The sequence below is a fragment of the Pseudomonas sp. LRP2-20 genome (assembly GCF_024349685.1).
In the GTDB taxonomy this organism is placed as follows: Bacteria; Pseudomonadota; Gammaproteobacteria; order Pseudomonadales; family Pseudomonadaceae; genus Aquipseudomonas.
This window is the reverse complement of record NZ_AP025944.1, coordinates 4,922,255-4,934,536: the sequence shown is the minus strand read 5'-3', so window position 1 is coordinate 4,934,536 and position 12,282 is coordinate 4,922,255. Positions and strand designations below refer to the sequence as shown.

Annotated in this window: 12 protein-coding genes, 1 tRNA gene and 1 pseudogene; 5 read left to right on the top strand and 9 right to left on the bottom strand. The window is 62.4% G+C overall.

What is annotated here, in order from left to right:
• Positions 1 to 116 precede the first annotated feature (116 nt).
• The 4 genes from OCX61_RS22105 (at position 117) to OCX61_RS22090 (ending at position 3,045) form a co-directional block, all read left to right on the top strand.
• Complete coding sequence (locus OCX61_RS22105; RefSeq protein ID WP_261941381.1) at positions 117 to 734, top strand: TPM domain-containing protein; 618 nt, start codon at positions 117 to 119, stop codon at positions 732 to 734.
• Between the two features lie 163 nt (positions 735 to 897).
• Positions 898 to 2,112, top strand: a complete 1,215-nt coding sequence (locus OCX61_RS22100) for a class I SAM-dependent methyltransferase (RefSeq protein ID WP_261941380.1) — start codon at positions 898 to 900, stop codon at positions 2,110 to 2,112.
• 178 nt (positions 2,113 to 2,290) lie between these two features.
• The gene (locus OCX61_RS22095) at positions 2,291 to 2,554 is read left to right on the top strand and encodes a hypothetical protein (RefSeq protein ID WP_261941379.1); all 264 of its coding nucleotides are present in this window, start codon (positions 2,291 to 2,293) and stop codon (positions 2,552 to 2,554) included.
• Positions 2,555 to 2,556: 2 nt separating this feature from the next.
• Positions 2,557 to 3,045 carry a helix-turn-helix transcriptional regulator gene (locus OCX61_RS22090; protein ID WP_261941378.1) on the top strand — a complete coding sequence of 163 codons (489 nt, stop codon included), beginning with the start codon at positions 2,557 to 2,559 and terminating at the stop codon, positions 3,043 to 3,045.
• Between the two features lie 27 nt (positions 3,046 to 3,072).
• Here the strand turns inward: OCX61_RS22090 and OCX61_RS22085 are convergent, their stop codons facing one another.
• The 8 genes and pseudogenes from OCX61_RS22085 to OCX61_RS22045 all read right to left on the bottom strand — a co-directional run bounded on the left by OCX61_RS22085 (position 3,073) and on the right by OCX61_RS22045 (position 10,401).
• Entirely contained in the window at positions 3,073 to 4,083 is a 1,011-nt protein-coding gene (locus OCX61_RS22085) for a DUF4917 family protein (protein WP_261941377.1), read from the bottom strand.
• Positions 4,084 to 4,377: 294 nt separating this feature from the next.
• Positions 4,378 to 4,551: pseudogene (gene relB, locus OCX61_RS22075) on the bottom strand (type II toxin-antitoxin system RelB family anti-toxin transcriptional regulator); the annotation flags it as partial.
• 9 nt (positions 4,552 to 4,560) lie between these two features.
• Entirely contained in the window at positions 4,561 to 6,261 is a 1,701-nt protein-coding gene (locus tag OCX61_RS22070; RefSeq protein WP_261941376.1) for a SulP family inorganic anion transporter, read from the bottom strand.
• 200 nt (positions 6,262 to 6,461) lie between these two features.
• A tRNA-Gly gene (locus tag OCX61_RS22065) sits at positions 6,462 to 6,535 on the bottom strand.
• Positions 6,536 to 6,646: 111 nt separating this feature from the next.
• On the bottom strand, positions 6,647 to 7,534 hold the full coding sequence (locus tag OCX61_RS22060) for an alpha/beta fold hydrolase (protein ID WP_261941375.1): 888 nt from the start codon (positions 7,532 to 7,534) through the stop codon (positions 6,647 to 6,649).
• A gap of 333 nt (positions 7,535 to 7,867) precedes the next feature.
• A complete protein-coding gene (locus OCX61_RS22055; protein WP_261941374.1) occupies positions 7,868 to 8,560 on the bottom strand; it encodes a pseudouridine synthase in 693 nt (230 codons plus the stop codon).
• A 127-nt stretch (positions 8,561 to 8,687) separates the two neighbouring features.
• Positions 8,688 to 8,918, bottom strand: coding sequence for a cysteine-rich CWC family protein (locus tag OCX61_RS22050; protein WP_261941373.1), 231 nt, complete (start codon positions 8,916 to 8,918; stop codon positions 8,688 to 8,690).
• The gene (locus tag OCX61_RS22045) at positions 8,911 to 10,401 is read right to left on the bottom strand and encodes a sensor domain-containing diguanylate cyclase (protein WP_261941372.1); all 1,491 of its coding nucleotides are present in this window, start codon (positions 10,399 to 10,401) and stop codon (positions 8,911 to 8,913) included. The genes OCX61_RS22050 and OCX61_RS22045 overlap by 8 nt, the downstream gene beginning before the upstream one ends.
• A gap of 212 nt (positions 10,402 to 10,613) precedes the next feature.
• Here OCX61_RS22045 and OCX61_RS22040 point away from each other — a divergent pair, with 212 nt between their 5' ends.
• Positions 10,614 to 11,054, top strand: a complete 441-nt coding sequence (locus OCX61_RS22040; RefSeq protein ID WP_261941371.1) for a hypothetical protein — start codon at positions 10,614 to 10,616, stop codon at positions 11,052 to 11,054.
• On the opposite strand, the gene dspII is transcribed toward OCX61_RS22040, so the two are convergent.
• A complete protein-coding gene (gene dspII, locus OCX61_RS22035; protein WP_261941370.1) occupies positions 11,055 to 12,170 on the bottom strand; it encodes an enoyl-CoA hydratase/isomerase DspII in 1,116 nt (371 codons plus the stop codon). It lies immediately after the preceding gene.
• Positions 12,171 to 12,282: the final 112 nt, after the last annotated feature.

Below are 12,282 nucleotides of genomic sequence, written 5' to 3'. Positions count from 1 at the left end.
GTTGTACGATTCGCCGGTAATTCATCCAGCGGCGGATTATGCCTGAATATGTCGGCCGCGGAGGAAGCCCCGAATGCCGGGACAACAACTATAAGAACGCTGAAGAGACCGACGGCATGACTTCCCTCAACGAATACGAACACCGCCAGGTGGCCGAGGCCATTGCCCGTGTGGAACGGCGCACCGATGCGCAGCTGGTGACCGTGCTGGCGCGTCGCGCCGATGACTACGCTTACCTGCCACTGTTGTGGGCTGCAGTGCTGGCGCTGGCCATGCCCGGCCTGCTGCACGGCTTGTTCGGCTGGCCAGGTGTGCGCGGGCTGCTGGTCGCCAACATGCTGCTGTTCATCGGCTTGTGCCTGCTGCTGCGCAGCCCGCGCCTGGCAGCCCTGCTGATCCCTGCAGCCTTGCGCCGCTGGCGCGCTTCGAGCCTGGCGCGCCAGCAGTTTCGCGAGCAGAACCTGCAGGGCACGGAGGGGGCCACAGGGGTGCTGATCTTTGTCGCCGAGGCCGAGCGGCATGTGGAAATCCTGGTCGACCAAGGCATCGACCAACATCTCGATGCCAAGGCCCGGGCAGCGATGGTTGCGCGTTTCACCGAGCAGGTGCGCCAAGGGCGGACCTTGCAGGGCTTTGTCGAGTGCATCGAGGCGTGCGGTGAGCTGCTGTGCGAACACGTGCCGCGCACTCACACACGCAACGAACTGCCTAACCGTCTGGTGATTCTCGACTGAACCGGAAGGCGCTACGGTCTCTGTGGGCGCGGGCTTGGCCCGCGAAGCAGGCACTGCGGTGGATGGCACCGGCTTCGCCGTTGTTCGCGGGGCAAGCCCGCTCCCACAGGGGCCTTGGCACACGGTAGAATGTGCGCTCCGCTACCCAAGGCTGCTTTTCTCCATGTCCGCCAGTACTTCCGCTTCCACCGCGCCGGATGCGCGCGCCCAGTTCCTCGACCTGCTGAGCGCCGCCCTGCACGGCAACACCTTGGTCAAGCTGGTGCTGGCGCGCCATGTCGGTACCGACCAGACCTTGCAGCGCATCATCGCCAAGCCGCTGCTGGTGAAGGGCCAGGCCCAGCTGTCGCTGGTCTACCGCCACCAGACCCGCGACATCACTCGCAACCTGCCGCTGGACCAGGCCCAGGCGCTGGTTGCCGAGCTGCTGCCGGAGAGCTTTCGCAATGCCCACCTGTTCGAGGCCGATGGCGAAGTGCAGCTGACCTTCAGCAAGAAGGGCAAGCCGATGCTGCAGCGCCATGGCGCGCAGGCGCCACGCGAGGCGGCTGCCAACAGCGGCCATGACCGCGAGAAGAAACGCTACCTGGCGCTGTCGCGGCCATTTCTGCGTGACCTGGGCGTGACCGATGCCCAAGGCGCGCTGATCCCGTCGATGTCGCGCAAGTGGAAGCAGATCAACAAGTTCATCGAAGTCTTCGACCACGCCCTGGCCAACGCCCCGGTGTCGGCCGAGCAGCCGCTGCGGGTCGCGGACTTTGGTTCGGGCAAGGGTTACCTGACCTTCGCCATGCATGACTACCTGCGCAACACCCTGAGCCGCGAGGCACAGGTGACCGGGGTGGAGCTGCGCCAGGACATGGTCGACCTGTGCAATGCCGCCGCCCAGCGCCTGGAGCATTCGGGCCTGGAATTCCAGTGCGGCGACGTGCGCAGCGTGGTGCCCGAGGCCATCGAGGTGATGATTGCCTTGCACGCCTGCGACATCGCCACCGACTACGCCATCCACACCGGCATCCGCTGCAACGCCGCGATCATCATGTGCTCGCCGTGCTGCCACAAACAGATCCGCCCGCAACTGCACAGCCCGGGGCTGCTGCAGCCGATGCTGCAATACGGGCTGCACCTGGGGCAGCAGGCCGAGATGCTCACCGACAGCCTGCGCGCGTTGTATCTGGAAGCCTGTGGTTACGAGACCAAGGTGTTCGAGTTCATCTCCCTGGAGCACACCAACAAGAACAAAATGATTCTTGCGGTGAAGCGCCGGCAGGTGGGCGACAACGCGGCATTGCTGGAGAAAATCGGGCAGCTCAAGGCGTTTTATGGGGTGCAGGAGCATTGCCTGGAGACGTTGTTGCAGGCGGACAAGTTGATCTGACAACAGCACGATGGGGTGCATTGAAGCACCGCTCCTGTATTCCTGTGGGAAAATTCCTAAGAGCAACCTGCAGCCGTTTTGACTCTGAAGGGTTCTGTAGTGTGGCGTGATCGTTTGTCAATTCAGTGGGTTGTCATTTGACAACCTGCTATTCACAAGCCCACACTGGAGAAAGCTGATGTCACGCCCCAGTCATGCCAAGAAAGAGGTCGAGCAGGCCTTGAGGCACGCTGAGTCACAGGGATGGACGGTGGTGGTAGGCGGCGGGCATTGTTGGGGAAAGCTGTATTGCCCCTTGAATGATGCTGATTGCCGTTGCGGGGAGTTTTGCATTACCAGCGTCTGGAGCACCCCGAAGAACCCTGGCAATTTCGCCCGTCAGCTCAGGCGCGTCGTGGACAACTGCACCAGCAGCATGACCAAAGCTGGTGAGGAGAGGTAGCAGTGGAATACGAATTCACCCTGAAATATCAACTCATCGAAGACGAAAACGTCGATGCGATGCTGGAGCGTCTGGCCGAATCCGGCTGTGATGATGCAATGGTGGGTGTTGGGCAGCCTGGCCGCCTGGCATTGACTTTTGTACGTGAAGCGCCCTCTGCCAGGGAGGCCATTGAAAGTGCGCTGAGAGATGTGCGTACTGCCGTGCCCAGTGCCCGCTTGATCGAAGCAACCCCCGACTTGGTGGGGCTGACTGACGTAGCTGAAATCATCGGCGTGTCACGGCAAAACATGCGCAAGTTGATGCTTTCGCATATGTACAGTTTCCCGGCACCCATCCATGAGGGCAGCACCTCGCTTTGGCATCTTGCGGATGTTCTGATCTGGCTGCAGGCGCGGGGTAGTTACGCCATTGGTCAGGACATTGTAGATCTGGCTCGGGTAGCAATGTCAGTCAATGTATCCCGAGCGCATCAGCGCATTTTCGGTTGAGCGTTGAACGCGTATCGAACTCGTCATCTAGCGACGCGCTGACGGCACCTCGATCGCCAATCCCGCAAACCCCAACGGATGCGTGCTGGCATCGAAGAAGTGCAGCGCCGTCCCGGTCATGTCCCCGAACCGCTCGACAAAGTGCTGTTTCTGGTTGAGCACCGAAGCCTCGCTCAATGGCCGGATGGCAATCGACAGACGCGCCGGCCGCGCCTGGCGAATGGCTTCGACCAGGTGCTGGTCAGTGCTGTCGAGATGCTGACCGAACAGGCACAGGCCCTGGCTTTCCTGTGCCAGTTGTCCCAACCCCCAGGCCAGGTAGTCCGAGTTGCGAATGGCGCGCAGTTTCTCGTCGCTGCGTTCTTCGTTGACGAACAACGGCACCTCGCCAGGAATGTTCACGGCAAAGCCATCCAGCAACTCGGCGCTGTCGGCGCTGCGCTGGCGGGTGCTACCGTCGGGCAGCTTGAGCAGGTGCAGGCCGCCATGCAGATGCAGCACGCGGGTGCCTTCACTGCGGGTGCGGCGTACGTCGAAGAACCCTTGATCGTCGAACAGCGCGGCGAAGCCCTGTGGATCGTGCAGCAGGGCCCAAGGCAGAATGAGGTCGTAGTTGCTGGTATAGACGCTTTGGTATTCGCGCAGGGCCTGGTTGATCGACGCCAGGGTGGTGGCGGGCATCAGCGGCCAGGGCAGGTGCAGGGTGCGGATGGCGTGGATCAGGCCTTCCTTGATCGAGTAGTAGCGGTTCAACGGCGCGGTGGAGTTGATGGCCAGGGCGGCGTTGGCGCGCACGGTGTGGTTGAGGGTGCTCAGCACCGGCTCGAACAACTCGGTGCCCAGCGACTTGAACAGGGCCTGGTCGCTGATCGCCAGGCCCTTCTTGCGCCCGGCGCGCTGGGCCTCTTCGTACAGCGAGAAGTAGCCGAACGGTTTCCACAGCGCGCGACTGGCGCCGTTGCCCAGCAGCAGGGCTGTGCACGGGTGGCGCTGGTTGAGGTCTGGCCAAGAGGCGAGGCGGGCGTCGAGAGCTGGCATGGGCGGTCCGTTCGGTGGTGCGGGAAACGGCGGGGACTTTAGCATGTCATGCAAGGTGTGCGAGGGTTGCTGTTTACATTGCCGTCTTGTCTTGCCTGCGCCGGCCTCTTCGCGGGTGAACCCGCTCCCACAGTTACCGCACTGCCCTGAAGCAAGTGGTGACCCTGTGGGAGCGGGTTTACCTGAAATCCGGTGTCGACGGGATCTTCACCAACCGGGCGGGAGAGTTGTTGCGTGCTTATCGACGCCCGGCAGAAAGCGAGGCGGTTTTGCTGAAGCGTTTGGGATACTGAACTAATGGGCAAGTGCCCTGAGGACATGGTCAGGCTCGTTGCGTATGGCACGTAACAAAGCCTTGGCCGGCCCGGTAGGCTCCCTGCGCCCTTGCTCCCAGTTCCTAAGCGTGGCGACCTGAACATCGATCATCTCGGCGAAGCGTACTTGGGACAAACCCGTGGATGTGCGGAGTCCGATTCCTCAATCGGCCACCGGCTCCCTGCGACTCCTGTTCCGCCAAACCCGATAAGCCCGTATCCCCGCCCGCACCGAGCCGAACAGCAACTTGTCTTCCATCTCTCGCGCCATCCCCGAGCGCACCAGCATGCGCAGGAAAGTGCCGCGGGCGCGGGCGATTGCAAAGTGGATGCCCTGCGCTGCAAGGGTATCGCGCACCTCGCGCAGGGCGGCGATGCCGCTGACGTCAATGCTGCTCACCGCTTCTGCATCGAACAGCAGCACCTGCGGCTGGGCCTGGCTCTGCACGGCTTCGAGCAGGCGCATCTTGAAGTAGTCGGCGTTGAAGAACAGGATCGCGTCGTCGAAGCGGTATACCACCAGGCCCGGCACGGTGCGGGCGTCTTTGTTCTTGCGGATGTCGACCTGGCCCTCGGTGCCCGGCAGCCAGCCGAGCACGGCGTCGGTCGGTTGGTAGATGGTGTAGAGCAGGCGCAGGATCGCCAGGGTCACGGCAAACACGATGCCCGGCAGCACGCCCAGGCCGAGCACACCGACCGTGGTCAGCAGGCACAGCCAGAACTCGAAGCGGCTCAGGCGTCTGATGCTGCCCAGCGACTTGATATCGATCAGGCCCCAGCCGGCCATTAGCAGCACGGCACCTAGCACTGCCTGCGGGATCCAGGCCATCGGTGCGGTAAAGAACAACAGGATCAAGGCGATGACCAGTGCCGCGATGATGCCGACCAGCTGGCTTTTGCCACCGACCATGTCATTGACTGCCGTGCGCGAGTCGGCGCCGCTGATGGCAAAGCCCTGGGAAATGCCAGCGGCCAGGTTGCTGACGCCGAGTGCGACGAACTCATGGTTGGCGTTGATCGCATAGCCGTGCCGCGCGGCGAAGCTGCGTGCGGTGAGCATGGCGCTGCAGAAACTTACGGTGGCAATACCCAGGGCATCGCGCAGCAGGGCCTTGGTTTCATCAAGGTTGCTGTGGGGCCAGGCGAGCTTGGGGATGCCGGATGGCACCGGCCCGAGAATGGCGACGCCGAAACGGTCCAGGCCGAGCAGGCCGGCCAGCAAGGTAAAGACTGCCACGGTCACCAGGGCCGCCGGCAGGCGAGGGTAGCGGCGCGGCAGCCAGATCAGCAGCGCCAGGCCCGCCAGGCCGATGGCCAGGGTCATCCAGTGGATCTCGTTCAGGCGCTGGAAGAAATTGACCACGCTGAGGATGAACCCGTCACCCTCGATCCTGAAGCCCACGACCTTGGACAATTGCCCGGCAATCAGGCTCAGGCCGATGCCGTTCAGGTAACCGATCAGGATCGGTCGCGAGAAGAAGCTGGCGATAAAGCCGGCACGTGCCAGGCCGGCGACAATCAGCATCAACCCGACCAGCACCGTGACAATCACTGAAAGCTCGGCGATGCGTTGCGGGTCGCCCATGGCCAGTGGCGCCACGGCGCCGGCAATCATCGCGCAGGTGGCGGCGTCCGGGCCGACCATCAGCTGGCGTGAGCTGCCGATAAGGGCATACACCATCATCGGCAGCACGCACGCGTACAGGCCGTATTGCGGTGGCAGGCCGACGATCTGTGCATAGGCGATGGCGATGGGGATCTGGATCGCTGCCACCGACAGCCCTGCCTGCAGGTCGGCATGGAACCATTCGCGGCGGTAGTGCAACAGGTTGGCAAGGCCGGGGAGCCAGCGGGAGAGAAACATGCGTGGTCCTTTCGAAATGTTTCACGGATCCATGAAGCATATGCACTTCAAGCCGTTTCGCTTGCAAGCGAATTGGAACGGAAAACATCGAGCGCGGCCATGGGCCCAGTCAAGGAAGGCGGCAGAAACGAAAAAAGGAGCCGTGGGCTCCTTTTGACAGCGATGACGTTGCTGGAACGCCATGCGGGGAATGCTATGTGTGGAGCGGGTAGAGGGAATCGAACCCTCAACTAAAGCTTGGGAAGCTTTCGTTTTGCCACTAAACTATACCCGCGTCTGCGCTGGACTTTTTACCAGAACCCTCCCTGAAATAGAAGCCCAAGTTATAAAAAAGCTTGTCGGCGACCCATAACCTGCGGGTGTGGGCTACAGGACGCCGATGCGCTCAAATGGCCAATGCATGCTGCCCCTGGGTGTATGAATTACCACGTTGACGGGACTCGCGCACGGTTGGCTTGAGGAAGCCAAGCATGACGTTGCGGGTGTCTTCACAGGCAGACTTGTTTTCCATGTCGAGGAAGTGGCCAGCGTCGCGGATCACGCTGAACTGGCTGTTGCCTACATGCTTGCCGAACTCGCGTGCATCTTCCACGGTGGTGTATTCGTCGCGCTCGCCATTGATGAACAGCACCGGGATGTCGATGTTGCGTGCGCCCCTCAAAGCCCGTTCCAGGTCACGCTGCAGCACTTCGTTGATGTGGAAGTGCATCTGCGCATACTCGTGGCTGTCCAGGCTGCTGACATGCCGGTAGTTGAAGCGCTTGAACAGCGATGGCAGGTGCTTGCCGATGGTGTCGTTGACCAGGTTGCCGACCTGGTAGCGATCGCACGCAGCCAGGTACTGGCAGCCACGCTCCAGGTAGTCGCGCATCGGTTCGTTGATCACCGGCGAGAACGAACTGACCACCGCCTTTTTCACCTGCCGCGGCTGGTGCGCCAGCGCCAGCAAGGTGCAGGCACCGCCCCAGGAAAAGGACATGACGTGGTCGCACTGGAAGCGCTCGATCAGTTCGAGGAGGATATGCGCCTCGTCTTCCTTGCTGATCAGCCGTTCCTGGCGGTTGTGCGGCTTGGACTTGCCGGCATACGGCTGGTCGTACAGCACAACGTTGAATTGGGGGTGCAGGTTACGCACCGTCTGGGCGAACGAAGCCGTGGTGGCCAGCGAACCATTGATCAGGATGATCGTCTTCTCGGCCGCATCCGCGCGATAGAACTCCGTGTAAACCCGATACTGACCTTGGATATCAAGTACAGCAATTTCTGGCCTCATGTCATCGACTCCTGGCGCAAAAAGGGTAATCGCGTCACCTAGGGTGCACGTTCTTTATGACAGGTAGGCATTTGCCTGAATAAATCGGGGGGCCCTGTGTCGATCCTTCGCACACGTGTCGACGATATTGTTTTGGCGGGCAATCTGCCGTGCCCCAAGGCATCTGGGCTTTGGGTGGCCGGCAAAAGGTGTCATGAACTGCGGGCGTGACTGTTTGGTCACTCGCGGACTGACGAGTTAGGAGTCAAGCAGCGGGTCGGGGATCCCGCAAGTGCTGTTTGCGCAAATTTGTGACTTGAGCCGCTCAGCGGTCGTATGCCTGTATTACGGCATTCACACCGAAGCGATTTCTTCGGCCGTCAGGGCCCTGAAATCCCCAGGTTGCAGGGCAGGATCGAGGCGGATCGTCCCCATGCTTTCGCGATGCAGGCCGATCACCTTGTTGCCGAAATGGCCGAACATGCGCTTGACCTGGTGATAGCGCCCTTCGACGATTGCCAGCCGCGCCTGGCGCGGGCCGAGGATATCGAGCTGGGCGGGCAGGGTGGTCAGGTCTTCGAAGGCGAAATACAAACCTTCGCGGAACTTGGCCGCATAGTGCGCGCCAATCTCGTCTTCGGTTTCTACCAGGTAATGCTTTGGCTGCTTGGTGGCCGGCTGGGTCAGGCGCCGTGACCACTGGCCATCGTTGGTCAGGATCATCAGGCCGGTGGTATTGAAGTCCAGGCGCCCGGCGATGTGCAGGTCGTCGCGCAACTCGCCGGGCAGCAGGTCGAGCACGGTGCGGTGCTGCGGGTCTTGCGTGGCGCTGACGCAGCCAGTGGGTTTGTGCAGCATCAGGTAGCGTGCAGGTCGGCCGGCCTGCAGCAATTGATCGTCCACTTCGACGCGGCTGAACTCACGGACCTCGGCTTTGGGATCGCTGACCATTTCGCCGTCCAGGCGCACACGGCGCTGTGCCAGCAGCAGGCGCACTTGCTGACGGTTGTAACAGGGCAGGTTGGCGAGGAAGCGGTCTAGGCGCATGTAAGTCTCTGATTTATGGGGACTCTGTGGGAGCGGCTTTAGCCGCGAACACCGGCATGGCCGGTGCCAGCCACCGCGTCGCCTGCTTCGCGGCTAAAGCCGCTGCCACAGGAGTCGCGGCAAACTTTCAAAATTGAGCAGGATGGTTGCTCCCACTTGCAGTTTTCAACTGCTCTTCCACGGCGGCGCAGCGCGGGCACAGGCAGGCCTTGTCGCGCAGTTCGGCAGGCAGGGCCTGGAGCACGGCGGGGTCGATGCTCACGCTGTAGCACCAGCAGGCCTGGGTGGCGCTGCGTGGGTCGGCCAGGCTGCATTGGTTGAAGGCGCCACAGGCGGGGCAGTGCTGGCTGTCATTCATGTTCGGCTCCGGGTGTTTCACTGCAGACACGGTTGCGGCCGGCCTGCTTGGCACGATAGAGCGCACGGTCGGCGCGGGTCAGCAGGGCGTGCAGGGTGTCGGCAGGCTGCAAGGCGCTGAGGCCGATACTGGTGGTCAGGTGCAAGGGTTGATCTTCGTAACTGAACGTCAGTTGCTCGGTACGACGGCGGATCTTCTGCGCCACTTCGATGGCCTGCCGGCCTTCGGTCTCACGCAGCAGCACGATGAACTCCTCACCGCCCCAGCGGCAGAGTATATCCGACTGCCGCAGGCTGCCCTGCAGCACGTTGGCGAACTGGCGCAGCACTTCGTCGCCTGCCAGGTGGCCGTGGGTATCGTTGAGCACCTTGAAATGATCGAGGTCGATCAGCAAGGCGACCAGCGGTGCGCAATCGCGTTGGGCCTCCTGCAAAGCCTGGGCAGCCAGCAGGTCGAAGCTGCGCCGGTTGGGCAGCCCGGTGAGGCTGTCGAGGGTCGCCAGCGCTTCGGTGCTGGCCTGGTGGCGCCTGAGCATGCCATTGAGCAGTGACAGCACCACCAGGGTGATCATCGTGCAGATCACCAGGTTCAGGTACAGCGAGTGGCGGATGTGGTCGAGGGCGCCGGTCTCGCGTTTGTCGACCAGCAGGTACCAGCCCAGTTCCGGCAATTGCCGGACGTTGAGGAAGTGGCTGTGGCCTTTGCTGTCCTTGTACTCATGGCTGCCCTCGGTGGGTGTCGGGCGCTGCGCCAGCACATCGCTGAGGTCGGCATTGTCGGCCAAGGCTTGCCCGACCTTGAGGCCATGGGGGGCACCCTCCGAGCCAGTCAGAATGACCTTGCCCTTGGCGTCGGTGAAGAATACCGAGCGCTGGTAGCGGCGCTGGTACTTGTCGATCAGCTGGACCACCGCGTTCACGCTCAGGCCGACCCCGGCGGCGCCGATGAAGCGCTGCTGGTAGTCGAGCACCCGATAGTTGATGAACACCGTCAGGCTGTCCTGGTTGGCCATGTCCAGGTCGACGTTGATCTCATAGGGCGCTGTCATTTCGCGCAGGCGGAAGTACCAGGCATCGCGCCAGGTGTTCGGTACCACGTGCTTGAGCACGCCCTTGGCCTGGTAGTAGGTGAGGCTGCGGTCGGAAACGAAGAACGAGGTGAACGTGTCCTGCTTGCCCATGACCTCGCCGAGAAAGCGCGTGATGCGCTGGGTGTCCTGTTCACCTGCCAGTACCCAGTCGCGCAGGAAGGTGTCCTGGGCCATCATCGAGGCGATCAGCACTGGGCGGATCAGGTCTTTCTGGATCTCTGAATAGACGGTATCGGAGGTCAGCGGCAACTCGGTGTTGACGATGCCGTCGCGGATCGCGCTGCGCGAGGCGAAATAGCTGATCAGCGATGTGGCGAGGAAGCCGCAGGCCAGCAACAGCAGCAGGGTGAGGATCAGCGAGCGCTGTGAAAACAGGGCGGAGCGTGAAGGCATGATCTTCCCATGATGTGTGCCGAGGCGCACATTCTAGTGAGATGACAGGTAAATGACTGCATGTATTTCAGGGTTATTTCGACCTGTATCAATTTGTTGCTGAAATGGCACTGCACCTCGGCGCCGTTGTCTGATTCATTGTCGATGAGCGCATTTTCGTCGATGCTCGCCAGCGCCGCTGTTCGGGCACCTTAGCGGTCCAGGAGGCCGCCATGTCCTATCGAATTCTGTTGATCGCCCTGTTGGGGCTGATGACGTCCGCCTGCGCGCCCTACTACGAGAGTGGCGGCTATTCCCGTTCTGAGTACTATTCGACCGATCGCTACGTGACGCCGGGGTACTACCGCTATGACCGCTACTATGTGACGCCGCAGCCCCGCTACTACTACCAGCCGGCACCTCGCTACTACCGCCCGGCGCCGGCACCATACTACCGGCCCTATCCTGCGCCTGGGATGAACCAGTGGCATGGCAACCCGCGTTACGACTATGGCAATCGCCAGCGCAACGACTATGGGCGCGATCGCGACCGCCATGACTATCGCGATGGCAGCCAGCGCTACCAGCACGATCGCTGGCATTCCAACAACCGCGGGGACAACGATCGCCAGTCAGATCATGGGCGTGGAGGGGACCACAACTGGCAACGCTGATCAGCCCATGGCCCCCAGATCGGCCAAAGGATGGCGCCCTTCCCACGCCTTGGCGAAATGCGCCTCGACCACCGCCGCTGGCACCTGAGCCACATCCGGCCAGTGCCAGCGCGGCTGGTTGTCCTTGTCCAGCAGGCGGGCACGCACACCTTCACTGAATTCCGGGTGCCGGCAGCAATTGAGGCTCATGCTGTACTCCATCTGGAATACCTGGGCCAGTGACAGGTGCCGGGCACGCTGGATCTGCTCCCAGACCAGGTGCGCCGTCAGCGGGCAACCCTCATGCAGGCGTTGGCCGGCTTCGGCCAGCAGCGGGTCGCTGTGATGCTTGAGGCCTTCCAGTGCCCGCCAGGCTGCAGCCGGGTCGGCCACATCGAGCAGTGCGTCGATCACCTGGCGCCGCGGCAGCCACTGCGCCGCAGGCAGCTCGGCCCAGGCGCGATGCTGTTCGGCTTTGAGCAGGCTGTTCAGTTGCAGGTCGGTCTGTTCCTGCCAGTTCAGTTGCAGCAGCTCTTCGATCAACGCCTCTTGCTGTGCTTCGCCGAAGAAACGATCAGCCAGGTCCAGGTCGAGAGCATCACGGGCATTGATCGCTGCCCCGGTCAAGCCGAGGAACAGGCCGAGCTTGCCCGGCAGGCGGGCGAGGAACCAGCTGGCCCCTACGTCCGGGTAAAGGCCGATGCTGATTTCCGGCATGGCCAAGCGGCTGCTGGGCGTGACGATACGCACCCCGGCACCCTGCAGCAGCCCCATGCCGCCGCCCAGCACATGCCCGTGGCCCCAGCACAGCAGCGGCTTCGGGTAGGTGTGCAAGAGGTAGTCGAGGCGGTACTCGGCGGCAAAGAAGGTGGCGGCCAGCGGTGGCACGCTGCCGCGGTGGGCCAGGCAGGCCTGGGCCAATGCCCGCACATCGCCGCCAGCGCAGAAGGCCTTGGCACCGCTGCCGCGCAACAGCACGCAGACCACCCCAGGATCGCTGGCCCAGCTGTGCAACTGTTCGCCGAGCACTTCGATCATCGGCAGGTTGAGGGCATTGAGCGCCTTGGGGGCATCGAGGGTGGCGATGCCGATTCGGGCGCCATCGGCGCCGGTGAGTACCTCGCATTGAATGGCCATGGACTACCTCACGCAAGTCATCCCCCAAGTATGGCCTGCGTGGCCGATCATGCCGGTCGTCGGTCGGATCGATTGACAAGGGCAGGTGGCTTACCTAGTGTCGCGCCATTGT

Coding starts and splice junctions, on each gene's coding strand:
- OCX61_RS22100 (WP_261941380.1), top strand. CDS start 898: ATGTCCGCCAGTACTTCCGCTTCCACCGCGCCGGATGCGCGCGCCCAG.
- dspII (WP_261941370.1), bottom strand. CDS start 12,170: ATGGCCATTCAATGCGAGGTACTCACCGGCGCCGATGGCGCCCGAATC.
- OCX61_RS22050 (WP_261941373.1), bottom strand. CDS start 8,918: ATGAATGACAGCCAGCACTGCCCCGCCTGTGGCGCCTTCAACCAATGC.
- OCX61_RS22040 (WP_261941371.1), top strand. CDS start 10,614: ATGTCCTATCGAATTCTGTTGATCGCCCTGTTGGGGCTGATGACGTCC.
- OCX61_RS22095 (WP_261941379.1), top strand. CDS start 2,291: ATGTCACGCCCCAGTCATGCCAAGAAAGAGGTCGAGCAGGCCTTGAGG.
- OCX61_RS22045 (WP_261941372.1), bottom strand. CDS start 10,401: ATGCCTTCACGCTCCGCCCTGTTTTCACAGCGCTCGCTGATCCTCACC.
- OCX61_RS22070 (WP_261941376.1), bottom strand. CDS start 6,261: ATGTTTCTCTCCCGCTGGCTCCCCGGCCTTGCCAACCTGTTGCACTAC.
- OCX61_RS22055 (WP_261941374.1), bottom strand. CDS start 8,560: ATGCGCCTAGACCGCTTCCTCGCCAACCTGCCCTGTTACAACCGTCAG.
- OCX61_RS22105 (WP_261941381.1), top strand. CDS start 117: ATGACTTCCCTCAACGAATACGAACACCGCCAGGTGGCCGAGGCCATT.
- OCX61_RS22060 (WP_261941375.1), bottom strand. CDS start 7,534: ATGAGGCCAGAAATTGCTGTACTTGATATCCAAGGTCAGTATCGGGTT.
- OCX61_RS22085 (WP_261941377.1), bottom strand. CDS start 4,083: ATGCCAGCTCTCGACGCCCGCCTCGCCTCTTGGCCAGACCTCAACCAG.